Source organism: Protofrankia sp. CiP3 (assembly GCF_917627345.1).
In the GTDB taxonomy this organism is placed as follows: Bacteria; Actinomycetota; Actinomycetes; order Frankiales; family Frankiaceae; genus Protofrankia.
The window spans coordinates 1-26,695 of record NZ_CAKJTM010000003.1 but is presented as its reverse complement, the minus strand read 5'-3'; the positions used below and the strand labels follow the sequence as shown (position 1 = coordinate 26,695).

Here is a 26,695-nt window from a genome sequence, read left to right as displayed (position 1 = left end):
GACCGCTTAGGGCGTGCCGCTGCGACGGCGACTGGCCAGCAGGGCGAAAGCGCCGAATCCGATCCCGGCGATCCCGGCGATCAGGCCCGCGATACCCAGCCCCCGAGCTGTTCCGTCGCTGCTGTCGGCGCTTCGGGAAGCGGTCTGCGCCGTCGCGCCGCTGGTCGCTCCCGTGTTGTTCGGCGCGGTACCGGCGGCTGCGGCGGTTCCTGAACCGCCGTGCGCGTCGGTGCTGTCGGCGCTCGCCGCGGTGATGGTCAGCGTCGGTGCCGGGTGCTCGGGCTCGGCCTGTCCAGGCTGTGCGACGTCGATCCATCGCACGACCTGGCCGTCGCTGTAGGTCTGCAGAGTCTTGAACGCGAGTGTGCCGGCTTTGTCCGGCAACGGCCCGGCCGAGATGACGAACTGGGCGAACTCGCCCGGCTTGATGGCCGTGTCAGCCGATGAAGCGGTCCAGATGATCTCACTGACCCCCTCGGAGACGGCGCCGTCATCCGTGGTGATCGGCTTGTCCAGTTTGGTTTTCCTGATTTCGTGGGTCCAGCCGGGAATGTTCTCGACCAGCACCGACGCGATCGGGGCATCGGCGGGGAACTGAACATCGATTTTGGTCGTGGCAGCGTCATCCCGCTCCGTCGGGACCTGGAAGGTGAGCGTTGCGTCGGTACCGGTGACGGCTGTTGTCGGCTGCACGCTGACATGAGCCGATGCCGGCAGCGCGAAGGCGATCACGCCGGTGAGGGCGGCGCCGAGCACGGCGGCGCCACGGGTCGCACGGGACATGTTGGTCCTCTCGAAGAAAGTTGATCACAAAGGAAATTGTGCTGGGCGCACAAGAAGTGCGGCAGGAGCGATCGGCGAGTGACCGATCGCCAGGATGGCGGTGATCATTGCCCGCCTGAATCCACATTTCTGGGACTTTTGTTCCGTCGATCGTGCCGTCCCGGGCGGATATCACCCCGCGGGAACGCTCGTCGCGTTCCAGATCGGAGCGTCGTCAGGCCGAGCGGACGAGCGGTGGCCCGCGCCGGCCATCGGCGCGGGCAAACAGACGTCCGGTCACATATGCCGGCGGCATGAAGACGGCGGATCGGCAACTGCCGGACCGGCGCGTCAGGGGTTCGGCGCCCGGCGCTGTTCCCAGCGGCGGGCCGAGCAGCGTGGCCGCGAACCGGCGGGCATTCCGTAGCAGTACGATAGCGGAACGCGCATGGACGCGGCAGCGGGCGGCCGCGAGGCGTAGGCACGCCGCGTTCCACAGCCCCCGTTCAGCCTGACCGAGCACGGCGGCGACCAGCGCGGCCGCGCTTACGTGGGCCACAGTCATCGTGGTGCCGTCGGTGAGTACAGCGCCCGCCATGCCGGGGCCATGTGCGGTGACCGCGAACGTGACGTGCAGGGTCAGCTGGGCGAGTCCGACACCGGCGAGCAGGGCGACGAACCGCCGTTCCCGTCCGGCGAGGCCGTATGCGATACGGGTCAGCAACCCGAATGCGCCGGCCAGCAGGGTTGCGGACGGACGGTGGCCGCCTGCCGCGGCGTGCGCCGCCACGGCGAGGGCGACCGACGAGCCGGCAAAGGTGGACGCACGCGCCAAGCGGCCCGCGGTCGTCACGGCGGGCGGTTCAACGCTGGCGGCGACGGCCGCCGCGCGTACGTACACGGCGGTCAGCCTGCCATATCGGGGCGAGATCGACCCATGCCCGGCTCTGTTTCAGCGTCCGGGCACAGCCCAGGTTGTTTCGGTCCAGGTTCCAGCCCCGGTCCGGCCTGTCCGTATCCGCTCCGGTCCGCCGTGTCCGGTCCCGCCGAGTCCAGGGCTGTCGTGTCCCGGTCCGTGCCGGGCTGTTTCCGCCAGCCGTGCCGTCGGGTCACCACAGGCACCGCGGCGAGGAGTCCGATGCCGATACCGATGGTGACCGTGGTCAGGATCCGGGCGAGAGCCACGGGGCCCGCGATCGGGGCACCCGATCGGTACAGCAGGCCGACGTCGCCGAAACCGCCGACCATGGCGATGACGAAGCCAGCGGTCGCGGCGAGGTACCCACCGGTGATCGATCCTCGGATCAGCAGGGCGGCCGAGCCCAGCCCGAGCGCCCAGGCCGCCATCTCGACGGTGTTGCCGAGGAAGAATCCCGACAGCCGGCCGTCGGCCCGCGAGAACGTGATCAGTAACGAGTGGGTGATGTCCGCGGCCACAGTGATCGTTACCGCCGCGGCCAGCGCTGTAGCCGCGCGTCGTAGCAGTCCGAGAGCCATGACCCCAGCGGCTAGCATGATCCCGAGAACGAACCACGGCGTGGGGGACGGCCCTGGGATCCAGTCGAGGGCACCGGTCACGCTGACCGTCTGGCCGTCCACGGTCAGCGGGATCATCCAGGTGTAGATCTCGTGAAAGCGGCCGGGCGCGGCCAGAACGGCCGGCGGGTCCTGCGCCCCCATCCAGTGGGTGCGGTGGTCGTGCCAGACGGTGGTGCCGCCATGGCCGATTTTCTCCCAGCGGGGCGGCGCCGTGTCATCGCTGCCGGTCAGCGGTTTGGATGATCCGTTCGCCAGCCCGTACCGGCTTGCGTTGAGATAAGTCGCGGACGAGAGCGTGTTGCGCCAGGTCCCGGTCGGGTCCACCCGCAGGTAGGGTTCGTCGGAATACCCTTTGACGACCACGGTGTGATTACCGACAACGGTCAGCCTGACCCGGCTGCCGTTTTCCACCGGGGTGAGGGTGACGCCGTCCACCGGTGGGTTCATACCGGTCAGGGTCGTGCGCAGGTTGGTGGCTCCGCCCCCGTTGACGGAGTGCGCCGACGCGGGCGAGGCTGTGACAACCAGCCAGCAGGTCAGCACGCCGAGAACAAGCAACGCGTGGGGCAGCCCGTGACATAACCGGCCGTTGTCGGTCACGTTCATCGACAGACAGCCTACGCAGCCCCTTCGGTGGACTGTGATGCCGGGCAGGGAGCGGGCGGGGCCGGAGGACGGCGAGAGGGACACTGGTGCGGTGATAGAGGCTCGCGGCATGCGCCGTCTCGGGTTCCTGCTGGTTGCCGTCGTCGCGGCGCTGGTCGCGACAGCGGGCCCGGCGTCGGCGCACGCCGTGCTCGACCGCAGCGACCCGGCCGCGGGCGCGGCCCTGACAGTCCCGCCGTCGCAGGTCACGCTTGCTTTCAGCGAGTCGGTAACAACGGACGCACGTTCGATAACAGTCATCTCCCCAACCGGCCAGCGGATGGATGCCGGCGATGTCCGCCACGGGCAGACCGGCAGCCAGGTCGTGGTGGGGCTGTCCGCCGACCTCGGGCGTGGCACGTACGTGGTCAGCTGGCATGTCATCTCCGCGGACAGCCATCCGGTCTCCGGCAGCTTCTTCTTCGGTGTCGGGGTGGCTCCAGACGCCAGCGCCGCGGCGTCCGTGTCCACCAGGAGTGGTTCGGCCGCCGTCAGCGTGCTGGCCGGTGTGGTGCGTTTCGGAGCCTTCGCCGGTTTGTCCGTTCTGCTCGGTGCGGGTTTCTTCCTGCTGGCGCTCTGGCCGGCGGGGCTACGACAGCTGGGCCCGCGGCGGCTGCTGTGGGCGGGATGGGGCGTGACGCTCGCCGCCGCTGTCGGGCTGTTGTTGGTCCAGGGCCCGTACGGCGCGGGTCAGGGGTTGTCCGCACTGGCGCGCTGGGCTCCGCTGTCGACCACGTTGCACACGAGGTTCGGCCATCTGGTGCTGTTGAGAATCCTCGCGCTGCTGCTCGCGATACCGCTCCTGCACGCGATCGTGGCCGGTGGTCGCCGGGCCGTCGCGGAGCTCTGTGGCCTCGCCCTTGTCATCGCCGGGACCCAGGCCGCGTCCGGCCATGCGGGTGTCGGCGGCGACGCGTGGCTGGCGACCGCGATCCTGACCGTGCACGTGCTGGGAGTCGCCGTCTGGACGGGTGGTCTCGCCACCCTTGTGCTCTTCCTGCGTTCAAGGTCCGGGCGTGGCCGGGCAGATGATCGACATTCTCGGTCCGGCGCCCGGGTGCCCGCTGCCCGCGCCGCCGAGCTTGCCGGGGTGTTGCCGCGTTGGTCACGTACCGCGATGGCAGCGGTTATCGTCGTCATCCTCACGGGTAGCTATCAGTCCTGGCGAGAGGTGGGCGGATTTCCCGCGCTGACCGCCACTGCCTATGGCCGTCTGCTGTTGCTGAAGGTCTGGTTTGTGGCGTTAGCGCTCGGAGTCGGCTGGCTGGCGCACAGGTGGGTTGTCCGCAACTACCGGCCGGTCGTCGCGGCGCTGGCCGCGAGTCGCTCGGACACGACAGCCGGCCTGACCGCCCACTCGGTAGGGCGGCCGTCATCGACCGATATCGCGGCGCGGCCCGAAGTGGCCGAGCGTGCGGTGGCTGGGTTGCGCCGTGGGGTGATGTTCGAGGCCGGCCTGGCCACAGTGGTGCTCGCGGTGACCGCGGTGTTGGTCAACTCGGTTCCGGCGCGGACGTCATATGTACCGCCGTTCGCTGACACGGTGTTCGCCGGACCGCTCACCGTCCAGGTCGACATCGCCCCGACCAGGCACGGGCCGCAGACCATGCACATCTACACGTTCGATCCCGCTGGCAAGGTCGCGCCGCTTGCGGACGCGTCAGCGCAGCTGTCCCTGCCCGACGCCGGGGTCGGACCGCTCTCAGTGCCGCTTGTCCAGGTCGCACCGGGCCACGCAATCGCTCAGGGGATGCAGGTACCGCTGGCCGGGACGTGGCAACTGCGGCTGACGTTACGGGTCAACGATTTCGATCAATATGTAACCACGCTGTTCTACCAGGTGCGGTAGCCGCCGAGGCCGGTGAGCCCAAGCGGCGCGAGCTGGACAGTCTCCTATTGATCGGGCGCTCTCAGGCCTGCGGCGGTGTTCCCGACGTGGGCACGGACGGGGTTGTTGTGCCCGCGTCGGGCGTGGCCGAGGGGGCTGTCGAGGGCATCTGCGTCGCTGGTGACGCTGACGGGACTTCGACCGGTGGTGCGTTTGTCGCCGAACTGTTCGTTGATGGGGTGATGATTACCTTTGGTGGTGTTGCGGTCGACCGTGGTACCACATTGGCCATTGTGGGTGGACTGGGTTCGGGGACCGCCTGCGGTCTGGCCAGCTCGGCGGTGGACCGCTGGGCCACCAGGATCATCTCGTTCGCACCCGCGACCTCGAACATGGTTGGTTCGGTCCGCTGTCCGGGCAGCCGTCTGGTGAACACCCCGGCGACTGTCGGGCTGATCGTGTCAGGCCGGTGCCGGCCAGTGACGAGTGGTCCTGGCGCTGGCGGGCCGAACGCGACATCGGGATAGCGGGGGCTGACCTCGGCCGTGGTCGGCCAGTTGATCGCGGTGGCGGCACCCGCGACGGCGAGCAGCAGCGAGGCGGCGAGCGTGACTATGGGCCGGCCACGTCGCTCGTCCGGGGGGCGAGCGGCGCCGTCTGGACGAGCGACGGAACCTGGCTCGTCCGTGTGGTCCGCTGATGTACCGCGGGCGCTGCCCGCGGGGGTATCTGGCGGGGTATCTGGCATGGAGGCTGGTATTGAGGAGGCGTGCGGTGGGACTGACGGAACCGGGCTTTCGAGCGCCGTCGCGGCTCGATCGAAGGTGCGGACAAGTCCTTCCCGCAGTCTCCTGGGCGCTGGGGTGAGTTGGGTCCTTGCGAGCATCTCCTCAGGGGCCGCGGCGTGCCGCACCGGGCCACCGCGGGCCTGGGGCGAGCCGGACCAGGCCAGGGCGCTGCCGCGGGCCAGCTCAAGTAACCATGAGCGCAACCGGGTAGGGTCGCCGAGCGCGCCCAGCCGGGTCCGGGCAACGAGGGCGAACGCTGTGCCCGCCGCCGCCTGAGCGACCTCGGCCTCGCCCAGGATGAGCAGACACATCGAGAAGACGTCGTCGGCGTACTGTTCGTAGACATCGTCGAAAGCATCCCGTTCACCTCGCCGGATCCGCATGACGAGGTCGATATCCGACTCCGGGGTCCGTGGCAGCGGCGTGCGGGGCCTGTCCTGGGCGTCACGGGCAGTGGGCGCAACCGCGGATCGATCGAGGCGCGGGCCGGTGGCGGATACGTCTGCTGGGTCAGTGCGGCGGATACCGCCGTTCATCAGTGCATTCTCCTGTGTCCCCGTTGGCGAGATGAGTCATAGCCGCGTCCGGGTGTGGAGCGGGTTACACCGTCACCGCTCGCCACGTTAGAGCTTCCTGGCCAGGCCAGGGGGGAATGTCAGGAAAATTCTGCTGCCACCCGGCCGACATCCGGCCTTTCCGGATCTTCGTCAAAAGATCCGGAAAGGCCGGATGCCAACGGGGCGAGGAGATCAGGACGGTGGCTGCTGGGCCAGGGTGACCTCCGCGGTGTGCGTCTGACCGTTGCGGGTGTAGGTGACGGTCACCTTGCTGCCGATGTCCTGGGAGCGGACCGCGGCGATAAGCCCATCCACACTCGTGATCCGGCGGTCTCCCAGTTTGGTGATGACATCGCCGCGCTGGAGCCCCGCCTGCTGCGCGGGACCGTTGCCGACCAGATTCTCGACTTTGGCACCGGTCCCATCGCCGTTCGGATCGGTCTGGCTCGCTCCCGCGGTTGACGCGTTCACGCCGAGATACGGGTGCACCGCCGAGCCTTTGCTGATCAGTTCTTCGGCGATCGACTGCGCATAGTTGGACGGGATCGCGAACCCGACACCGATGTTGCCGGACTGCTGTTCCTGCTGGCCGCCGAACCCGCCGCTGCCTGAGCCCACTGTGGCGATAGCCGAGTTGATGCCGATCAGCTCACCCTTGCTGTTGGTGAGCGGGCCACCGGAGTTTCCAGGGTTGATCGGGGCGTCGGTCTGGATAGCGTCGAGAACGGCGTTGCTGTCCTGGACGTTCGTGTCACCGGTGCGTACCGGCCGGTGTATGGCGCTCACGATCCCCGATGTGACGGTACCGCTGAGGCCGAGCGGGCTGCCGACCGCGACCACCAGCTCGCCAACCGCGAGCGCGTCCGAGTTGCCGAAGGCGGTCGCCCGTAGCCCGGTCGCGTCGATCTTCACTACCGCGAGGTCGGAGGTGGGGTCGGTCCCGATGATCCTTGCGTTGAACTCCTTGCCGTCCTGGGTGGTCACCTGCAGCGAACCGCCTTGTGCGGCATCGGATACCACGTGGTTGTTGGTCAGGATGTAGCCGTCCTGGCGAATGATTACTCCGGAACCGGTGCTTGCCTGGTTCCTTGATGTGGCGGCTATCGTGACCACGCTCGGAAGGATCGTCTGCGCGGCGGCTGACACCGTGCCGGACGCGGCCGGGGATGTTCCCGCACCGCTGGTGCTGCGCAGCAGGCCGCTGGACGACACCACGGTCGGCGTGCTGTTGCCGCCGGCGACCAGGGCACCGACGCCACCGCCCACCCCAGCGGAGACCAGCGCGATCGCGATCGCGGCGGCGACGAGCCGCTTGCGGCGTGGTGGTGGTGCCGGTTGTCCGGCGGTCTGGGGGGGGCCGTAGTACGGCCCGGACGGCGGTGGTGTCGGGCCGAACGGCGGCGGTGTGCCGAACGGTGGTGTCGGGCCGGACGGCGGGCCTGGCGCGCTGAAGGCGCCGCCCGGGTATCCGGAGTTCGCGCCACCACCCGCGTCGACCATGGTCGCCGAGTCGTCGGGGACGCTCGTGCCCGGCGGGTTCCACGGCGTTCCCCACCAGGCCCGGCTGGACGACTCGGTCGAGTCCCGCTCAGGGCGTGTCTGGGGAGCCGCGGTAGTCGATGCGGAAGATCCCGCCGCTGCCGCTGGTCGTTCGGGTTCGGCGTCACCCAGGCCGTTCCTTGCCGCCGGCTGCGCGGCAGTCTGGTGAGTGGCGGGGTATGGCTCCACCTCCGGTGCCGTCCAGACCGGGGTGTTCTGCCCGGAGCGGACGCCGTCGCCGCCGTCAGGTGCCCGCGAGTCCGAGGAACGTCCATCCGGGGAGGTGAAGGGGGGCCGCGTGTTCATGGTAGAAACCTTCCCCTCACAAGCTGAGCGAAGACTGAAACGCGACCAACAGTCGGCTGAGACGCGGCGCGTGGGGAGCGTCCTCCCGATGTGGCCAATGCGGTGTCGACGGTTACGGCAACCGCCGGGCATGCCGTGCTGGTACCAGTGAGAAAGTGTCTGAAGCTCGTCAACCCGTTCTCCTGTCCGAACATCCAGCTGCCCGAGTGGCCGACCCACTGACTCACTGACCCGTCACACGATGGCGAACGTCGTGGCCGCTTTGGCTGCCGGGTCGCCTGATTCACAGACTGTGACGACCGGACGATGACGAGGCCACTGCCCCGAGCAGATGGTCACGCAGCCCGGGAAGGCGCCTGTGAAGGCGTTTTCAGTAGCCTCCCAGCTGCGCTTCGGACTGTCTCCAACACGTTTCATAATGCTCGGAGAAGCGCGGTCGCCAAAGCGCTCGCGGGTTCACCGTGACCGCGAATCATCACATGGCGTGGCGGGCCTCGCGCTGCCAAGGCTGAGCCGGGTGCGGACGGCACTGCTGGAGGCCACTGCCGACGGGCCACGGGCCACGGCCGGCGTGGGCGGGCGTCGCGGGCGGTCTGCTCGTGTCCTCGGTTGGGCTCGGGCTGGCACACCGGGGCTGGTTGTTGACAGGCGGGTGGCCGTCCGGTGCACGCTGCACCCACCTCGCCGTGGTCGGTTGGGCGCACGCTTGGGCGATCAGGTGAAAGTGAAGATTCGTTCGGGTGGAGTGGGGCGTGTTGTGCTACTTGAACTTGTTGCGGATACGCTGAATCTCGCTGTTCTGACGACATCGACACAACCAGTGCCGTGCGCGTGTGACCGGAGGATGCCCGCGTGGTCCGAGGAGACCCCGACCCCCGGGGCGACCGACGAGATGATCCTCGAGGTGACCCCTGGGTGAATTCGCACGGCATTCCACCTGGTGACGATGCCACCACGGGGCATCCCGGCCCGTCGGGGCGTCCGCGGTATCCGGAGCCGAGCGGGCCGCGGCCCCTGATTCCCGGCTCTCAGCCCGCTGCTGGCGAGCGGCCCGGCTCGCCTGGCCAGCCACTTGGCCCATCGCCGGTCCGCGCGGGTGGTGCCGGTGATCCTGTCCGTCGCGGGCGACCGGTCAGCGCGGGCCGGCGCATGGTGGCTTTTGGCACGCTGCCTGGACGCACCGGCCAGCTCGGACGGCCCGTCGCTGGCAGGGCGGGTGGGGCCGGCGATCGTCCGGCCGCATACCTGCCGGGTGGAGCCACCGGCGTTGCCACCACAGTGGATGGCGGTCGCGCGTTGCCGAGTGCCCCTGACCCGCTGGACACGACCACGGTTGTGCGGAGGCCGGTCACGGCGTCCGCGGCGGAAGGTGTTGATCATCGGTTCGGTCGCCGCTCCGTGCCTGGGCCTGGACCGGACGCCCGTGGCCGGATGGCAGAGGTTCCTGGACCAGGCGCCGCCAACGGCACCGTCACAGGGCCGAGGCCTTACACCGGTCCTCCGACGGAGGGCTTCGACCCGTTCCCGGCTCGCGGTCGCGACGCGCCGAAGCCGGTCGCCGCAGCCAGGTCGGGGGTGCCACCCATGCCACCGGCTGGGGGTGGGCTGGGGCCGGCTTCCGCAGTGGCGGGCAGGAGCGCGGCGACGGGTTCCCGCCGGCCGGGCGTTGGTGACCCGTCCCGTGCCACAGAGCCTGCCGGCCACGGGACGGCTTCGGCCGATCGTGCGGACCGAGTCGATCACGCCGATCAGACCGATCAGACCGATCAGGAGGAGGACTTCGCCGCCGATTTCGGTAAGTCGGTTCCGTCCGGTGTGGAGGTTCCGTCCGGTAACGCGCGATCCGCGGGGGCGGGAACCCGCGGGCGCGGCTCGCGCGGGCGTCAGGTTGGAATTGTAGTGAATCTGCTTCTCGTCGTAATCGTTCTGATCGTTGGCTTCTCTGTCGGGCAGGCGCTTGCGGCGCCGGGGTCTGCGAGCGCACAGTCACGGGTTGGCAACTGGGCACGCGATCACCATCTGACGTTCCTGGTCGACGCTGCAGGGAAGTTGCGTTGACCGGTGGTATCGCAGGAACACATGACGGTCTGCCGGCACGATCCGGATAAAGCGGAAAAACAGCTGAAAAGGGTACTTGGGGTGACTGGCAACAGGGGGCGTGGCGTCGTGGGACTGGGGTGGGCGCCCCAATCCCACTCCTTGATCAGGGCTTCTGTTGCCGATCGTTCTTAGCCTCAGGTTTTTGATTTATGTTCTACTGTTGCGGAAAACATTTGACGCCAGGCTCTTGCGTTCGGAGGCGTTCGCGTGTCGAATCGGCATCGACGAGTCTGTCGCATTCTGTCACACGGTGCGCGGCTTCACGTGATGTCGGCTGGGTATCGTCGCAGCCTGTCACCCGCGGCAGGAGGGCCTGTGCGTCCACGTCCCGCACGTCAACATGCTACTGGTCCGCGTGTCATCCGTCCGGTCGCGCGTCGGGCGGCGGACACACCCATCGCCGATCCCGGCGGTTACGCCGGGACCAGCGTCCCAGACAAATTTGATCTTAACCGATTCCCTGCTCCGCCCGGTCGGGCGCCGACGGCGGACGAGATCGACGCGATAGCGCGAGCGGTCTTCGCGAGCCCGTTGGTCGCGCTTGTCCCCCCGGGCCGGCTTCAGGTGACTTCGATCAGAATTTCCACCGGCCCGCCGGACTGGGCGTTCGCCGCGCTCCTGCCACGCGATATTGATCTTGACCCGGCGGTGGCGGTACTCCGTTTTGATGTCAGCGGAGGCTGGGTTCTCGACCAGGTAGGCACGGCCGAAGTGGGTGTTGGGCGGTTTCCCGCCCTGGGTGCCGACGCATCTGATCATGGTGGGTGGTAGGGCATGCCGGCTCCTGTACCCAGCGGGCCGATGGCGGTGCGATCATTGTTCTTCCGTGCCGTCGGCACCCTGAATTCCTGGGCCGTCGGCGGGATACTGTCATGAGGGTGTCCATGTCGGCGGACGGAGCTGACGTCTCCTCCACCGCGGCCGGGTGGTTGCGAGGCCTTTCTGACGACGAGCTGACTCGGCTTTTCACGCTCCGTCCTGATCTGGCCACGCCACCGCCGCCCGACTTCGACGTCCTCGCCGCCCGCCTGGAGATCCGGGTGAGCGTGACGCGCGCGCTTGAGCGGCTTGACACGTTCACCCTCGAGGTCTGTGAGGCGCTGACGCTGCTTCCGGCGCCGGTGAGCACCGATGATCTATTCGGGCTCTGCGGGACCGCGGCCGTGGCGGCGGCGCTGGTGACGTTGCGCGAGCGGGCGCTGATCTGGGGGGATGACAGCGCCATCCGGCTTGTCGCAATGGCCCGTGACCTTCTCGGCGAGCGCCCGCTCGGCCTCGGCCGGCCATTGCGTGTGTGTGTGGCCGGTCACCGGCACACGCACCTCGCGCGCCTCGCGCTGGCGGTCGGTGTCGCTTCCCAGCGGGACCGGGGCGGAGCGGGCCGCGGCTCTCTCCTTGACGAACTGAGCGCCGCGCTGGCCGCCCCGGATCGGGTCGCGGCTCTCGTCGAGGAATGCGGTCCACGGGCTCGCCAGCTTCTCGACCGGCTCGCCGCCGGGCCGGCGCTCGGGCACACGGGCGACGCGAGACGGCTGCTCGCCGCGTCCGACGCTCACACACCGGTGGAGCAGCTGCTGGCCAGGGGGCTGCTCATCGGCATCGACGAGACCATGGTTGAACTCCCTCGGGAGGTCGGGCTCGCGCTGCGTGGCGACCGTCCGGGCGGGGTGCTGCATCCCGAACCGCCGGTCCTGACCGGCAAGACGATCGATTGTGTTCAGGTGGACGGTACAGCCGCCCTCGCCGCCGACACGATGATCCGTCTGGTGACGACACTGCTGGAAGCCTGGGGCACGGCCCCGCCCGCCCCGTTGCGCACCGGTGGCCTGAGCGTCCGGGACTTCCGCACGGCCGCGAGGCTGCTCGATGTTGCCGAACCAACCGCGGCGCTGGTGATTGAGACAGCCTACGCGGCGGGGCTGGTGGACAATGCTCCCGGGGCCGATGTAATGATCATGCCTACAACCGCCTATGACAGGTGGTGTGTGGACACTCCCGCGATGCGTTGGGCCACGCTGGTCGAGGCATGGCTGTGTTCTCCGCAGGTGTCGGGGCTGGTGGGGGAGCGCGACGACAAGGGCCGTCAGCTTGCCGCGCTCTCCGTCGAACTGCGCCGCCAGCACGCGCCGGAGCTGCGCCGCCTCGTGCTGGACGCCTTCGCGACGGCGCCGGTGGGGCTTGCGCCGACGGCCGAATCGGTGCGGGCCCTGCTTGCGTGGCGGATGCCTCGCCGGGGTGGGCCGTTGCTGGACCGCATGATCGACTGGACGTTCACCGAAGCGGATCTGCTCGGTGTCACCGGGCGCGGTGCGCTGTCCTCGGCGGGGCGGGCGCTGGTCCGCGGCGATGGAAAGGACGGGGACGGAGCCAGCCGCTCGGACCTGGCTGCCGCGCTCAGCCCGATGTTGCCCGAGCCGGTCAGCGAACTTCTGGTGCAGGCTGACCTCACCGCGGTGGCACCGGGCCCGCTGGTGCCGGAGATCGCCGCGGAGCTCACGCAGATGGCCGACGTCGAGTCGGCCGGTGCGGCAACGGTCTTCCGCTTCTCTGAAGCATCCCTGCGGCGTGCGCTGGATGCCGGTCGGGTCACCGAGGATATCCGCGACTTTCTGGCCCGGGTCGCTCGCGGGGGTATTCCGCAGACGCTGGACTATCTTATAAATGATGTTGCTCGCCGTCATGGCCGGTTGCGGGCGGGGCCCGCCATGGCGTATCTGCGCTGCGACGATACCGCTGTGCTCGCGGAGGTGGTCGCCTCGCGGCGAACCCAGACGCTCGGGCTGCGGCGGGTCGCGCCCACCGTGGTGATCTCCTCGCTGCCGCTGCCCAAGCTGCTGGAGGGTCTGCGCGCGGCCGGGTTCGCCCCGGTCGGCGAAGGGCCGGACGGACGTGTGGTCCTGCACCGACCGGAGGTGCACAGGACGCCCGGCCGGCCGCGCCCGAGTAGCGCGGAGTCCGTGGGCGTTCGCAACGAGCAGTTCCGAGGTGTGGCGCGGATGGTTCGCCGTGGCGACGACAGCGCCCGCGCGGCCCGTGCGGCCAGCGCCGCGATCGGTTCGGTCGGTTCGGTGTCCGACCGGATGGTGCGAGCGGCTCCGCTGATCCTGGTGACTCTGCAGGGAGCGGCGCGGACCGGCCGCCGGATGCTGCTCGGTTATGTTGATCAACAGGGGAAGTCGAGCGAACGTATTGTTCGTCCGATGGTTGTTGATGGGGGCTGGGTGACCGTGTGGGATGAGCGTGCCACGACAACCCGGCGCTTCGCGCTGCACCGCGTCACCGGTGTCATGGACGTTGAGGATGTGCTCCCGGTCGCCGGGTTCACCGATTACGGCTGGGCGGTCGAGCTGGGTGCCGCGGATACTCTGCCGGGCGTCACCGAAGGCGGTCTGGCCAGCGCTCTTGCCGATACCGGAACGGTCGGGTCGATGCCGGTACCGGACCGGCAATACCCGGAATTCCTGGATCCAGAGGACGTTACGGACCTGTCATGACGGCAGCTGCCGCTTCGTGGGCTTGGTGCTTTGTGGGCTTGCCGGTTCGGCGGCGGGCGGGGCACGGCTGGCGCGTCTGTGGCTGCGGCTGCCACGGGTCCGCTTCCCGCCGGGGGTCCTCGCGTCCGGGCTGTCATGAGGCCTTCGGCTCAGCTGTCGGCGAACATGCGAGAATCGGTGGGCGGGTTCGGTCCGGGCTGACAGAGGCTGCGCGCGTCCAGAGGTCACGAGACGTTTTGGGAGGCCGGTGAGAAGTGGCCGATGGTCCATTGATTGTCCAGTCGGACAAGACCCTGTTGCTGGAAGTCGACCATCCAGTGGCCATGGACGCGCGGGCTGCGATTGCCCCGTTCGCGGAGCTGGAACGCTCCCCCGAGCATGTTCACACCTACCGGATCACTCCGTTGGCACTCTGGAACGCCAGGGCCGCCGGTCATGACGCGGAGCAGGTCGTCGACGCACTTGTTCGTTTCTCCCGTTACGCGGTCCCGCACGTGCTGCTCGTCGACATTGCCGACACGATGGACCGCTATGGACGCCTGCGGCTGGAGAACGATCCGCAGCGTGGCCTGGTCCTGCGGACCGTCGACCGCGCGGTGCTCACCGAGGTCATCCGTTCCAAGAAGGTCCTGCCGCTGTTGGGCCAGCGCCTCGACGAGGACACGGTCGCGGTGCACCCGTCCGAGCGGGGACGGCTCAAGCAGGCGTTGCTCAAGGTCGGCTGGCCGGCTGAGGACTGCGCCGGTTACGTCGACGGTGAGGCGCATCCGATCGACCTGCGCCAGGACGGCTGGGAGCTGCGCGGCTACCAGAAGGGCGCGGTCGCGGGTTTCTGGGAGGGCGGTTCGGGCGTGGTGGTGCTGCCCAGCGGCGCTGGCAAGACCATCGTTGGTGCCGCCGCGATGGCCCATGCCCGTACCACGACCCTCATCCTGGTCACCAACACGGTGGCCGGCCGGCAGTGGCGTACGGAACTGCTGAAGCGGACGTCGCTCACCGAGGACGAGATCGGCGAGTACTCGGGTGAACGCAAGGAGATCCGGCCCGTCACGATCGCCACCTACCAGGTGATGACTGCCCGTCGCAAGGGCGAGTACCTGCATCTGGATCTGTTCGGTGCCCGCGACTGGGGCTTGATCGTCTATGATGAGGTGCACCTGCTACCCGCGCCGGTTTTCCGGATGACCGCTGACATCCAGTCCCGGCGACGGCTCGGTCTGACCGCGACGCTGGTCCGGGAGGACGGACGCGAGGGCGACGTCTTCTCCCTGATCGGTCCCAAACGGTACGACGCTCCGTGGCGTGAGATCGAGGCCCAGGGCTGGATCGCTCCGGCTGAATGCACCGAGGTGCGGGTGACACTCACCGAAGACGAGCGGATGGCCTACGCCGTGGCGGAGACTGAAGAGCGTTATCGGATGTGCGCGACCGCTTATAGTAAGCGGGCGGTCGTGCGGCGGCTGGTCGAACGGCACGCGGGCGACCGAGTGCTCGTCATCGGTGCTTATCTTGATCAACTTGATCAACTTGGCGAGCTGCTCAATGCCCCGGTCATTCAGGGGTCGACCCGTAACCGGGAGCGTGAGCGTCTGTTCGAGGCGTTCCGCAATGGGGAAATCATGACCTTGGTCGTCTCAAAGGTCGCCAACGTGTCGATCGACCTGCCCGAGGCCGGCGTCGCCATCCAGGTGAGCGGGACCTTCGGGTCACGCCAGGAGGAGGCGCAGCGCCTCGGGCGGGTGTTGCGCCCCAAGGCGGATGGCCGTGGCGCGCATTTCTATACGGTGGTCTCCCGGGACACGATCGATCAGGAGTACGCCGCGCATCGCCAACGCTTTCTGGCGGAGCAAGGCTACGCGTACACCATCGTGGACGCGGACGACATCCCCGATCCGGCTTAGTGGTCGGCAATAGGGCTGTCCGGCTCACGGCCCGGCCGCTGCCTCGCGTCATCGCTCCCCATCCATCGCCGCGCGATGCACGGGTACACAGCGTGATCCGGACAAGTCGTCATTCTGGCTGTGGAGGGTCGATCAGGCTTGCCGGGATGATCGTGCAGGCAACTGGGCTGGTCACGGTGAGTCCCTGTGACCCGACCGCGGACCCGGCCCGGACGTAGGTCCCGCTGACAAGATCATAGGCGTCGATACTCGGGGTGCCGGGGTCGACCAGCCAGTAGCTGGGGACACCGCGGTCACGGTAGACGTCGAACTTCAGGGTTTGGTCGTAGCGGCGGTTGTTGATCTCGGCGACCTCCACGACCAGCAGCGGCAGATCGGTGATGCGGCGGGGACGGTCGTCGTCAGCCGCTGCCGCCACAATGATGTCGGGCACGATCTCGCTGCGGGGCTCGACGCGAAGGCTGACCCCCCGGGTGTGGACGCGCATGTGCGAGGGTGTCGCCTCGATGAGCAGCCGGACAAGACGCTTGGTTACCCTGGTCTCCAACGGTGTCGGCCATGCGCGGATCAGGCACATCCCGTCGATGAGCTCGAAGCGCGGATCTTCAAGGCCGAACTCGTCGAGGTCGGCGACGGTCAGCGGTGGGGCTGGCAGCACCATGGTGGGGCGGTGCGAGCGCGGCATGGAACCAGGCTGGATCACTCCAGTAATGGTGCCGCTTCCAGCGTCGGCTGTCGAAACCTCCGTTGCCGGTATCCGGACTCAGCCCAAACCACGGGAGTCCTGCTTGAGCGCGGTATCGATGGTCAGCGCGGAGGCGACCACCAGACTGCGCAGCGGGTCGGCGATCGCCCGGTGGATCTGCACCACGTAGTTGTCGGCGGTCGTGAACATCGTGCGGGCCAAGCCCTCCCAGGTCTTGGTCACCCGGGCTATCTCGGTGTCGGTGTGGTCGACGATCGAGAAGTTCCACGCCCGCCAGTTCTCTGCTTTGATCATGCCGACAGATGTGCCAGCGCTTTGCAGGGCAAAGCGGATCTTTCCGAAGACGTTCTGTTGGACGATGTCACCGATCTCGGCTCCGTCCGGCCGAGAGACGATCACCTTTGATTTGAGGAGCTTCGCTGGCCGGGTCAGGACGAGTTGCGGAACTCCGGCGCTGTCGCGGACCTCGAGCCGGTGGGTGAAGAACTGATCGAGTGAGCTGACGAATCGCACCGCTTTCTTGATGGTGCTCTGACCGACCTCGACGACCGATCCGATCTGGTTACCGGACTGGTCGAACACCGCGTACTCGTTTGTCAGCTCGATGAGTTTGGTCTTCTGGTTGACCACGAGGACCGGTTCGGTGAAGAGCGTCCCCTGCCCGCTGTGGACGGGGTTCAGGCCTGCCCCTTTCCGCACCTGGCGCCGGATCTGCTCTGGGGTGTAGCTGGTCCGGACAGGTTCCGGCTGGTAGCCCTGGGGACCTCCCCAGCCCTGTGCGGGTGCTCCGGTGTGAGCTCCGGGCTGGGTAGCGCTCACCTGGTCGGTCCATAACCCGCCGTCCCAGTAGCGGAAAGGATGCTGGCCGGAGGGATCCGGGTACCAGCCGGCCGGTGGCATGGTCTGGGTCATGTTGTGCACACTCCCACGTGTCTTGCCGGTCCTAATCGCCCATCGCGCATGGTGATTGATGTGCCAATCGTGCCATGACAAAGGGACGGCCCCGAAACAGGACCGCCCCTTTGCTCCCACTTGCCTGCCGGCCGGTTCACGACCAGTTCAGACCGGAGGGCCGAGCTCCGAACCGTGGACTCAGAAGTCCATGTCACCGCCGCCACCGGGAACCGCCGGGGCCGGGTTCTTCTCCGGCTTGTCGGCGATGACGACCTCGGTGGTAAGGAACAGCCCGGCGATGGACGCGGCGTTCTGCAGCGCGGAACGGGTGACCTTGGCCGGGTCGATGATGCCGGTGGCGATCAGGTCGACGTACTCACCGGTGGCCGCGTTCAGGCCATGGCCGGCAGGCAGGTGACGGACCTTGTCGACCACGACGCCGCCTTCGAGACCGCTGTTGTAGGCGATCTGCTTGATCGGCGCCTCGAGAGCCAGCCGGACGATGTTCGCCCCGGTGGCCTCGTCCCCAGCCAGGTCGAGCTTCTCGAACGCCGTGACCGACGCCTGGAGCAGCGCGACGCCACCGCCAGCGACGATGCCCTCCTCGACCGCGGCCTTCGCGTTCGAGACGGCGTCCTCGATGCGGTGCTTCTTCTCCTTCAGCTCGACCTCGGTCGCGGCACCGACCTTGATGACCGCGACGCCACCGGCAAGCTTGGCCAGCCGCTCCTGCAGCTTCTCGCGGTCGTAGTCGGAGTCCGACTTCTCGATCTCGGCACGGATCTGGCTGACCCGACCGGCGATCTGGTCGGGGTCGCCGGCGCCTTCGACGATGGTGGTCTCGTCCTTGGTGACGACGAACTTGCGGGCCTTGCCGAGCAGGTCGAGCGTGGTGCTCTCCAGCTTGAGGCCGACGTCCTCGGAGATGACCTGGCCACCGGTGAGGATGGCGATGTCGCCGAGCAGGGCCTTGCGGCGGTCACCGAAGCCGGGGGCCTTCACCGCGACGCTCTTGAAGGTACCGCGGATCTTGTTGACGACCAGGGTGGCCAGGGCCTCACCCTCGACGTCCTCGGAGATGATGGCCAGCGGCTTGCCGGCCTGCATGACCTTCTCCAGCAGCGGGAGCAGGTCCTTGACAGCGGCGATCTTGCTGTTGACGATGAGCACGTACGGGTCGTCGAGGACGGCTTCCTGGCGGTCGGCGTCGGTGACGAAGTACGGCGAGATGTAGCCCTTGTCAAAGCGCATGCCCTCGGTGAGCTCGAGCTCGAGACCGAAGGTGTTGCTCTCCTCGACGGTGACTACGCCTTCCTTGCCGACCTTGTCCAGTGCCTCGGCGATCAGCGCGCCGATCGCGGGGTCGCCCGCGGAGATGGACGCGGTGGACGCGATCTGCTCCTTGGTCTCGACCTCCTTGGCCTGCTTGGAGAGCTCCTCCGAGACGCGTTCGACCGCGACCTCGATGCCCTTCTTCAGGCCCAGCGGGTTCGCGCCGGCCGCCACGTTGCGCAGACCCTCACGGACCAGCGCCTGGGCGAGAATGGTCGCGGTGGTGGTGCCGTCACCCGCGACGTCGTTCGTCTTCTTCGCGACTTCCTTGACGAGCTCCGCACCGATCTTCTCGTACGGATCCTCGAGCTCGATCTCCTTGGCGATGCTCACACCGTCGTTGGTGATCGTGGGGACGCCCCACTTCTTCTCCAGAACGACGTTGCGGCCCTTCGGACCGAGCGTGACCTTTACGGCGTCGGCCAGCTGGTTCATGCCGCGCTCCAGGCCGCGCCGTGCCTCCTCATCGAAGGCAATGATCTTCGGCATGGTGTCGGGGTCCTCCCAGGGGAATGGCTGTTCAATGGCCTGGCCAAGACGACGCCCGCGACGGACGGCCAGCTGGCCTCGTCGCTCAGCCCTGGCACTCGGAGCTGGTGAGTGCCAGCTCCTGTTTAGCACTCGAGATGGGTGAGTGCAAGCTCGCCCCCTGTCGTGGCGTGCCGCCGCGGGGCCGTGGGCGGGGACCGGCCGGCCGCTGTCATACGGCCCATGAACCGCGGGCGAACCCCCGGTGCCGCGATGCCTCCACCACCCGGTGTCATGATCGCTGCCACTCAGTGTTACAGCAGGCTTCCGTTCGAACCAGGCCGATGGCTGCTCGCAGCCAGGGAAGGCTGCGGCAGCGGTCCCGGGTGACCAGGGCTCGGTGCGGCCCCGCCGGCAGATAGGGTGATCTATGGTTGTATCCGGTCAAGTAGTGTTCGCAGACAGCCTGACGTTCACTCCATGAGGTCGCCGGAGCCGATACCGAGTTCGCGTTCCAGGTCCGCCGGACTGTGCTCTCGCAGGTAGTCGCGGAATTTCCGCGCTACGACACTCATGTGTTCCTCGGCGGTCTTCCGATCGATGTGGAGGCGCTGGGCGATGCCGCTGTACGGCTCGCCGCGGGCGCGTGCCCGCAGGACCTCCCGTTGCCTTTCGGTGAGGTCGGGCAGGGCTCCGCTCCGGCTGACCGCCTCGGCGAGGCCGGTCACCGCGGTGGTGAGTACCAACCGGCCGGCGGCGATCGCGTCGACTGCGTCGACCAGCCGCGCGGGGCGTTCGGACTTGTGGACGATCCCCAGCGCGCCCGCGCCCAGGCAGCCCGCGAGCACCAGCGGCCGGCGCTGACCGGTGTAGATGAGCACCCGATAGCCGGCTGCGGCAACTGCGGCGACCGCGTGGCGGCCGTGGACAGGGCTGGGACGTCCGCCGCTGCCGCTGAGGTCGAGATCGACGAGGACGGCATCCAACATGCCGGCATGGGGCCGCGCAGCCAGAACGCGGGGCGCCAGGGCCAGGAACTCCTCGACGGTCCTCGCGGCGACAACCACGTTCAGTTCCGGTACCAGCAGCGGCAGTGAGTCCCGGTAGACTGGCTCGTCGTCAACCACGCCGATCCGGCGTGAACGCGCCTCGCCAGGGTTTTCCGTGATCGTCACATCTTCTCCTTCGACATTCGTACGAATGTCCCTTCCCCGTGCGTCGATTCGATCTCGACCTGACCGCCAATGGACGCGATCGCCGCATATACCTGTTGCGACAGGCCGAATCCTGCCAGGCGGATGTTCGGGTCGAATCCGATGCCGTCGTCGCGGACGCACACCTCCCAGCTGTTTCCGTCGGTCTCGGCATGGATGACGACCTCGCGGGCCTGGGCATGCTGACGGACGTTGAACAACAGGGTTCGAACAGCGCGACTGACAACCTCCACATCGGCCGCTGGAATGGTGTCGCGGGCGAGGTCGGCGTTCAGCACAGGAGCAAGGTCGGCGAATTCGTCCGCGATGGCCTCAAGCTCGGCGATGATGCCGCTGGAACGCCGTAGCTGGGTGCCGAGGTAATGGCGCATTTCAGTGGCGAGCCGCAGGGCCTGGCGCCGTAGGACAGCCCGGGCGTTTTCATCAAGGTCGTCGGCCGCGAGCAGTTCCAGCGCCGATGCCGGGTCGTGGATCAACTTCTGTACCCGGAGTCTTTCCGCCTCGGTGGCGAGCATCACCGCGGCGGACCGAGCGGAGTCCGCGTCCCTGCCGAGCCTTCGGGTGTAGCCGGCGACGAGCCGGACGAGAACAGCAAAGCCGATATAGGCCACCGAGTTCGTGAGTGTGGTGAGGCGCGTGTCGTGGTCGCTGGCTGCCGGGAGGCTGGTCACCAGGAAAACCGCGCACAGCAGGCTGGCCGCGGCGAGCGTCTGCCACCAGTGGCGGAAGACGCTCGCCGCGCCCGCGGCTATCGGGATGGTCGTGGCGAAACCCGGGTTCCCCCAGCTGGACGAGGCGGTTCCGGCAGCGACGAACATCATGACGCTGATGAGGAAGAGCACGCCGAACGAAAGATCGACAATGCCGAGCCAGGCGTCGTCGAACCGCCCGCGTCGCCACATGCGCCGGCTGACTACCGCCGCCTCCAGCAGGAGCAGGCTCAGCGACGCGACGGTGAGCATGCGACGGTCGGTGCGTTCGAGGATCAGCGACCGGGGCCTCCTCCGCCTCGCGACGCATCCATCTGGCATCCGACCAACCCCGAAGGACTTCCAGCGCCGACCACTTAGCGAGATGCGCGTCGTGCTGCCGGCGAACGACCGGTACAGCGGTTCTGCGGTGCGGCTCGGGGACAAGATGTACTTCACCTCGAAGCGGAACAGCTCGTCGTCGATCTACTCGGTACCCGTCGTCGGCAGGGAGAGCGAACCCGACGACATCGGCCCGGTTCCGGCCGATGTCGTCATGCTGCTCGGGTCGCTCAGCTGATCCTTCCAGGTTCGGACGGCTTTGCAGTCACCGGGACCGAAGGCGGTGCGATCATGTTTTTCGCGCCGCCGACGGCCTTTCAGTCACCAAGGCCGGCTGCTTCGAAGGCGATCAGTGACGGGCGGATGGTCGCGGTCGGCCGGCCCTGCGACATGAGCGGATCGAGGGTCTTCAGGCCGTCCCCGGTGTTGAAGATGACGGTCTCGGCATCGGGGTCGAGCAGCCCCTCGCGCAACAGCCGCCGCAGGCAGGCGACGGTGACGCCGCCGGCGGTCTCACCGAAGACGCCCTCGGTGCGGGCAAGCAGCCGGATGCCGTCGACGATCTCGGGGTCGGTGGCGTCGGTGATCGCACCGCCTGTCCGCCGGGCCACGTCAAGCGCGTACGGGCCGTCCGCGGGGTTGCCGATCGACAGCGACTTGGCGATCGTCGACGGTTTCACCGGGGCCACTGTGTCGGCTCCGCGGGCAAAGGCCGCGGCAACCGGATTGCAGCCCTCCGCCTGGGCGCCGAAGACCCGGTACGGCGTCGGTTCCACCAGGCCGAGGCGGCCGAACTCACCGAAGGCCTTGTCAATCTTGGTCAACAGCGACCCGGAGGCGATGGGCACCACGACCTGTTCCGGCAGCCGCCAGCCGAGCTGCTCGGCGACCTCGTAGCCCAGCGTCTTGGAGCCCTCCGCGTAGAAGGGCCGCACATTGACATTGACGAACGCCCACTCGTACTCGCCGGAAAGTTCGCTGCACAAACGGTTGACATCGTCGTAGTTACCGTCGATCGCAACCAGGGTGCCGCCGTAGACGGCGGTTGACACAGTCTTGCCGTCCTCGAGGTCATGCGGGATCAGTACTACCGAGCGTAGCCCGGCGGAAGCGGCGTGCGCTGCCACGGACTGGGCGAGGTTGCCGGTGGAGGCACAGGCGACGGTGGTGAACCCGTGCTCACGGGCGGCTGACAGCGCCACCGAGACGACCCTGTCCTTGAACGAGTGGGTGGGGTTCGCGCTGTCATCTTTGATCCACAACGTTCGGATGCCGAGCTCCTCGGCAAGCCTCGGGGCCGGGCGCAGCGGTGTCCAGCCAGCCCCGAGGGAGACCCGGTGCGCGGGATCGTGGCCGGCGGGAAGGAGGCCGACGTAACGCCACAGGCTGGCGGGACCGGCCTCGATGGAAGCCCGGGTGACACGGTGCAGCAGGGACTCGTCGTAGGCGATTTCCAGCGGGGCGAAACACTCGACACAGACGTGCGTCGGGGCGAGCGGGAATCTGGCGCCGCAGTGACGGCATGCCAGGGAGATCGCCGGATTGGCGGCGGATTCCGGATCGATCGTTGCGGGGCGCTCGGGCGCGATGGTCATATGTGAAACTCCTCATCTTCCCCGAGAGCCCGTTGCGTCTCAGGACGGAATTAGCACCTGCCGCGCACGGATGCGGGTGGTTGCCGGGGCTTCACTGGGCCGGTCCCTCTGCCCCTCTGGATGAGCCGGATTAAGTTGTCCCCGTACTGTAGACCGAGTGCGGCGTGATGTGCACCGTTGGTTCGAGCGTCGGACGTATGACGGGCGTGACTTCTCGCCCGTCGGTCTGCTGGCGCGGAAGGCGGAAACGATCAGTGTGGTGCTGCCCGCGTTGAACGAGGCCGCCACCGTGGGGCGGATCGTCTCCGCGATCAATCGTGATCTTGTCGTTGCGGTGCCTCTGGTGGACGAGATCATTGTCATCGATCCGGGGTCGGTCGACGCGACCGCGACCGAGGCGGCCGCCGCGGGCGCGGCAGTGATTGCCGAGGAGGAGATCCTCGCCGGTTACGGGCGGATCGCGGGCAAGGGCGAAGCCCTCTGGAAGTCCCTGTACGCGGCCTCCGGGGACATCGTGGTCTTCATCGACGCTGACCTGGAGGACTTCGACGCCCAAGTGGTGACGGGGCTGTTAGGGCCGCTGCTGACCGACGCCGAGGTCGCCTATGTCAAGGCCTCCTATGATCGGCCACTGCTGGGTGGCCTGCTGCCCGGCGGCGGTGGCCGGGTCACCGAGCTCGTCGCGCGGCCCCTGCTCAACATGTACTGGCCGCACCTTGCCGGGCTGATCCAACCGCTTGCGGGAGAGTTCGCCGGCCGTCGTGCCCTACTGGAGCGGCTGCCGTTCGTCTCCGGCTACGGAGTCGAGTTCGCCCACCTGGTGGACGTGCTCTCCGTCGCGGGCGCGGATGCCATCGCACAGGTCGAGGTCGGGCGAAAGATCCACCGCCATCAGTCCGACGAGGCTCTCGGACGCATGGCAGCCGAGATCATCCAGACGGCGTGGAGCCGGCTCGGTGTCCACGGCCCGGTCCCGGAGCGGACGCTGACCCAGTTCCGCCGCTGCGACGGTGGGCTTGAGCCGCACACCCACAGTGTCGCGGTGCATGAGCGCGCCCCGATGATCACGATCGCGGAGTATGCCGCTCGCCGGACGTCTCGCCGGACGTCTCGTCGGCGACGTGTCGCGGAAGATCACCCGTCGCCGACGGCGTGAGAAGGTCGCTGACGCCGGGAGCAGGTTACCGGCGGCGTGAGCGGGAGGATATCGCTGATGGGCATCCGGGTCGTGTATACCGATCTTGATGGGACCATGGTTGGGCCGTCCGGGTGCTTCTTCCAGAACGAGGATCACTCCACCACCCTTGATCCGGCGCACGCTCTTATCGGCCTGCATCGGGCGGGCATCGCGTTGGTGCTGGTCAGCGGCCGGACCCGGCCGCAGCTTGTCGAGGCCAGCGCGATTTTCGGCGCGGACGGTTTCATAGCCGAGCTTGGCGCGATCGTCGGCTGGGACCACGGGCGGGGCAGCCGGATCCTGCGCGGAGCCATGCCTGACAATCTTGACCGGATTCCGGATCCGCTCCTCACCGCGCTGATCGAACGGTATCCGGGGCGTCTGGAGGCGTATCGCCCCTGGTACCCCGGCCGCGAGGTCGACGTCATGCTGCGGGGCAACATCGAGGTGGCCGAGGTGAACGCATGGCTTGTGGCGGAGGGCTTTGACTGGTTGACCATCCGCGACAACGGCATCATCTCGCGGGCCGTCATGCCCACTCTGGATGATGTTCCCCACATTTACCATCTTGTTCCCGAGGGCGTCAGCAAGGGGGCCGCGGTGGCCTTCGACCTGGCCCGCCGCGGGCTCCGGCCGGAGCAGGCGATCGCGATCGGCGATTCCGCCAGCGATCTGGTCATGGCCGGCCAGGTCGGGCGCATGCACCTCGTCGCGAACGCGCTGCGTCACAGCGATCTCGTGGCGTTGCTGCCCGGTTACGACAATGTTGTCGTGGAGGACGGCGGGTTTGGCTCTGGATGGGCCAGCGCGGTCCGCTCGGCGCTGCCGGCCGCGCGGCCTGCCACTATCTGATCCGCCGCTGGCCGCATGAGCGGCCCGGCCGGCTGGTCGGGAATCGTGCCGTCGACGGCCGTGCTGACAACGGCCGGACGGCTGAACAGGAGGTGGCCGAGAACCGTGAGGAGGAAGAGGACAGCCGCGATCGTGTAGGAGTTCCCGATCAGCAGCTGCCAGCCATGCCAGGAGTACTCGCGGTTATGTTCGTACGGCAGCCACCACATTGGGGCGAGGACGAGCAGGGCGAAGCCGCCGAGTGCGGCGAGCCGTCCCCCGCGCGGCCGGGCCGGGCCGGCCAGCCAGGCCAGGGCGGGCAGTGCCCACAGCCAGTGGTGGGTCCAGGAGATCGGCGAGACGAGCAGTCCGGTGATGCCGCACACCGTCCAGCCGAGCAGGGGCTCATGGCGGCGGGTGGCCGCTGCCGCCAGTCCGATACCGGCGGCCGCGGTGCTCAGCGTCACGAGCCGAAACCAGGTCTCATCGTGTATGGCATGACCGGCGAGCCGGGTCGCGACCCCGGCCAGCGACTGGTTGCCCGCGTACGCCACCCCACCGACGTGGGACGGGTCGAGTGCCAGCCGGGTCCAGAAACGCGCCGAGTCAGTGGGTGTGGCCAGGGCCGCGAGCGCGGAGCAGGCACTGAAGGAGAGGGCGGCCCAGCCCGCGTCCCGGCGTCTTCCCGTGCAGAGGAGGTAGGGAATGAAGATCAGTGGGGTGAGCTTCACCGCTCCGGCGATACCGATCAGTATGCCCGCGGGCAGTGGCCCGGATCTGCGGCGCAGGTCGATAATGATCAATAGCATGAGCGGAATGTTGATCTGGCCATAGGCGAGGTTGCTGCGGATCGGCTCGGTGGCCAGTACGCCCGCGGCCAATACCGCCAACGGTAGTGGGCGGGACGTGCGCAGGCCGGTCCGGGCCACGGCGAGCACCTGGCGGGTCAGCGTAGCCAGACACGCCAGCAGGGTGACTGCCCAGATGAGCTGGGCCACCGGTTTCGGCAGGACCGCGAGCGGACCGAAGAGCAGCGCGGCGAACGGCGGGTAGGTGAAGGGCAGGCCGGTGCCCGGCATGATCTGGTCGTACAAGGGCAGCCCGTGCAGGAACGCGCCGCCGCCCAGCCGGTATACCGCCAGATCGATCCGGGTTCCGCGGGCGAGCAGCGCGAGCAGGCCGAGCAGGCCGGCTCCGAGCAGGATCGTGGCCATGTTCAGGCGCGCGCGCATGCTGTCCCCCTTTCCCGTGTTCGTCCGTCCTGACCGGATCCTGACTGACCCACGCGGCCGCGAGCACCCGTAGGGGTCAGCGCTTGAGAGCCGTCGTGGACCAGCCCTCCCGCCGCCGGGTGAGGATGACCACAGAGATCAGAACGAGGCCGAGAGTGCTGATGGCGATGAACGGTGCCTGGCGCTGCAGCCACGGCGTGGCGCCGGGCAGGTTGGCAAACAGGAGTTCGCAGTGCGGAAGGGCGAGAAACGCGCCGACCGTCGACACCGCGCCGAGCGCGCTGGCGCGGGCCCGGTCAGCGGCCATCGCGAGTGGTATGAGCCCCCAGGCCAGGTACCACGGGTAGAGGACGGGGCCGAGAATCGCCAGCGTCAGCAGGCCCCAGCCGACAGTGGCGGTGAGGTCCCGCCCGCGGATGGTCGCCAGCAGCCGCAGCATCACCCCAGCGGTGAGCACGATGCCGGCGGTTCGGGTCAGGTTCAGCGCCTGGGCAAAATTGATCTTCATGCTGGTGATGTTGTTCAGTTTTGTGAGAGCGTCGGCGAGGCCGACAGTCGGTGCGTACAGGGTGAGTCCAGCGGCAGGCGTAGCCGCTGAACGTAACCAGCCTAGTCCGTCCGGAATCAATACCACGAAGAGCAGCCCGGATGCGCCGACAACACCGGCGTCCCGCGCCAGCGGTCGCAGCCGCGCCCACAGCCGTGAACGTGCACTTAGAGCGCCCGAGGATAGGACTGTCCGGCTCGCGGCTCCCC

General features: G+C 68.1%; 20 protein-coding genes and 1 riboswitch. Of the genes, 7 read left to right on the top strand and 13 right to left on the bottom strand.

The window, feature by feature from the left end; genetic code table 11:
* Positions 1–6 precede the first annotated feature (6 nt).
* From MJ797_RS01660 to MJ797_RS01650, 3 genes are all read right to left on the bottom strand, one after another.
* The gene (locus MJ797_RS01660; protein ID WP_239330992.1) at positions 7–783 is read right to left on the bottom strand and encodes a YcnI family protein; all 777 of its coding nucleotides are present in this window, start codon (positions 781–783) and stop codon (positions 7–9) included.
* A gap of 214 nt (positions 784–997) precedes the next feature.
* Complete coding sequence (locus tag MJ797_RS01655; RefSeq protein WP_239330989.1) at positions 998–1,663, bottom strand: hypothetical protein; 666 nt, start codon at positions 1,661–1,663, stop codon at positions 998–1,000.
* Between the two features lie 5 nt (positions 1,664–1,668).
* A complete protein-coding gene (locus tag MJ797_RS01650) occupies positions 1,669–2,907 on the bottom strand; it encodes a hypothetical protein (protein WP_239330987.1) in 1,239 nt (412 codons plus the stop codon).
* 37 nt (positions 2,908–2,944) lie between these two features.
* Between MJ797_RS01650 and MJ797_RS01645 the strand changes: the two genes are divergently transcribed.
* Positions 2,945–4,795 (top strand): copper resistance CopC/CopD family protein, encoded by a 1,851-nt coding sequence (locus MJ797_RS01645; RefSeq protein ID WP_239330984.1) that lies wholly within the window; start codon positions 2,945–2,947, stop codon positions 4,793–4,795.
* Positions 4,796–4,856: 61 nt separating this feature from the next.
* Here the strand turns inward: MJ797_RS01645 and MJ797_RS01640 are convergent, their stop codons facing one another.
* A complete protein-coding gene (locus MJ797_RS01640; protein WP_239330981.1) occupies positions 4,857–6,098 on the bottom strand; it encodes an RNA polymerase subunit sigma-24 in 1,242 nt (413 codons plus the stop codon).
* 213 nt (positions 6,099–6,311) lie between these two features.
* On the bottom strand, positions 6,312–7,964 hold the full coding sequence (locus MJ797_RS01635; RefSeq protein WP_239330978.1) for a S1C family serine protease: 1,653 nt from the start codon (positions 7,962–7,964) through the stop codon (positions 6,312–6,314).
* Positions 7,965–10,379: 2,415 nt separating this feature from the next.
* On the opposite strand from MJ797_RS01635, the gene MJ797_RS01630 reads away from it, so the two are divergent.
* The 3 genes from MJ797_RS01630 to MJ797_RS01620 all read left to right on the top strand — a co-directional run bounded on the left by MJ797_RS01630 (position 10,380) and on the right by MJ797_RS01620 (position 15,459).
* A complete protein-coding gene (locus MJ797_RS01630) occupies positions 10,380–10,835 on the top strand; it encodes a hypothetical protein (protein ID WP_239330976.1) in 456 nt (151 codons plus the stop codon).
* Positions 10,836–10,936: 101 nt separating this feature from the next.
* Entirely contained in the window at positions 10,937–13,558 is a 2,622-nt protein-coding gene (locus tag MJ797_RS01625; RefSeq protein ID WP_239330973.1) for a helicase-associated domain-containing protein, read from the top strand.
* 254 nt (positions 13,559–13,812) lie between these two features.
* Positions 13,813–15,459 (top strand): DNA repair helicase XPB, encoded by a 1,647-nt coding sequence (locus MJ797_RS01620; protein ID WP_239330970.1) that lies wholly within the window; start codon positions 13,813–13,815, stop codon positions 15,457–15,459.
* A 109-nt stretch (positions 15,460–15,568) separates the two neighbouring features.
* Here MJ797_RS01620 and MJ797_RS01615 read toward each other — a convergent pair whose 3' ends face one another.
* From MJ797_RS01615 to MJ797_RS01595, 5 genes are all read right to left on the bottom strand, one after another.
* Positions 15,569–16,144, bottom strand: a complete 576-nt coding sequence (locus MJ797_RS01615; protein ID WP_239330968.1) for a Uma2 family endonuclease — start codon at positions 16,142–16,144, stop codon at positions 15,569–15,571.
* A gap of 78 nt (positions 16,145–16,222) precedes the next feature.
* On the bottom strand, positions 16,223–17,077 hold the full coding sequence (locus MJ797_RS01610) for a phospholipid scramblase-related protein (protein ID WP_239330966.1): 855 nt from the start codon (positions 17,075–17,077) through the stop codon (positions 16,223–16,225).
* Between the two features lie 180 nt (positions 17,078–17,257).
* Positions 17,258–18,880 carry a chaperonin GroEL gene (groL, locus tag MJ797_RS01605; protein WP_239309802.1) on the bottom strand — a complete coding sequence of 541 codons (1,623 nt, stop codon included), beginning with the start codon at positions 18,878–18,880 and terminating at the stop codon, positions 17,258–17,260.
* Positions 18,881–19,332: 452 nt separating this feature from the next.
* Positions 19,333–20,034 (bottom strand): response regulator transcription factor, encoded by a 702-nt coding sequence (locus tag MJ797_RS01600; RefSeq protein ID WP_239330963.1) that lies wholly within the window; start codon positions 20,032–20,034, stop codon positions 19,333–19,335.
* The gene (locus tag MJ797_RS01595; protein ID WP_239330960.1) at positions 20,031–21,035 is read right to left on the bottom strand and encodes a sensor histidine kinase; all 1,005 of its coding nucleotides are present in this window, start codon (positions 21,033–21,035) and stop codon (positions 20,031–20,033) included. The genes MJ797_RS01600 and MJ797_RS01595 overlap by 4 nt, the downstream gene beginning before the upstream one ends.
* Before the next feature lie 121 nt (positions 21,036–21,156).
* On the opposite strand from MJ797_RS01595, the gene MJ797_RS01590 reads away from it, so the two are divergent.
* Entirely contained in the window at positions 21,157–21,342 is a 186-nt protein-coding gene (locus MJ797_RS01590; RefSeq protein WP_239330957.1) for a hypothetical protein, read from the top strand.
* Positions 21,343–21,421: 79 nt separating this feature from the next.
* Here MJ797_RS01590 and thrC read toward each other — a convergent pair whose 3' ends face one another.
* Positions 21,422–22,699: a threonine synthase gene (thrC, locus tag MJ797_RS01585; RefSeq protein ID WP_239330954.1), complete on the bottom strand. Its 1,278-nt coding sequence runs from the start codon at positions 22,697–22,699 to the stop codon at positions 21,422–21,424.
* A 9-nt stretch (positions 22,700–22,708) separates the two neighbouring features.
* Positions 22,709–22,826, bottom strand: a riboswitch (SAM riboswitch).
* Positions 22,827–22,856: 30 nt separating this feature from the next.
* Between thrC and MJ797_RS01580 the strand changes: the two genes are divergently transcribed.
* Positions 22,857–23,855, top strand: coding sequence for a glucosyl-3-phosphoglycerate synthase (locus tag MJ797_RS01580; RefSeq protein ID WP_239330951.1), 999 nt, complete (start codon positions 22,857–22,859; stop codon positions 23,853–23,855).
* Positions 23,856–23,912: 57 nt separating this feature from the next.
* Positions 23,913–24,728, top strand: coding sequence for an HAD hydrolase family protein (locus MJ797_RS01575; RefSeq protein ID WP_239330948.1), 816 nt, complete (start codon positions 23,913–23,915; stop codon positions 24,726–24,728).
* Here MJ797_RS01575 and MJ797_RS01570 read toward each other — a convergent pair.
* Together MJ797_RS01570 and mptB are read right to left on the bottom strand one after the other, a co-directional pair.
* Complete coding sequence (locus MJ797_RS01570; RefSeq protein WP_239330945.1) at positions 24,632–25,939, bottom strand: glycosyltransferase 87 family protein; 1,308 nt, start codon at positions 25,937–25,939, stop codon at positions 24,632–24,634. The two genes, MJ797_RS01575 and MJ797_RS01570, sit on opposite strands and share 97 nt — an antisense overlap.
* Before the next feature lie 76 nt (positions 25,940–26,015).
* A partial coding sequence (gene mptB, locus MJ797_RS01565; RefSeq protein WP_239330942.1) for a polyprenol phosphomannose-dependent alpha 1,6 mannosyltransferase MptB occupies positions 26,016–26,695 on the bottom strand: 680 nt, incomplete at its 5' end.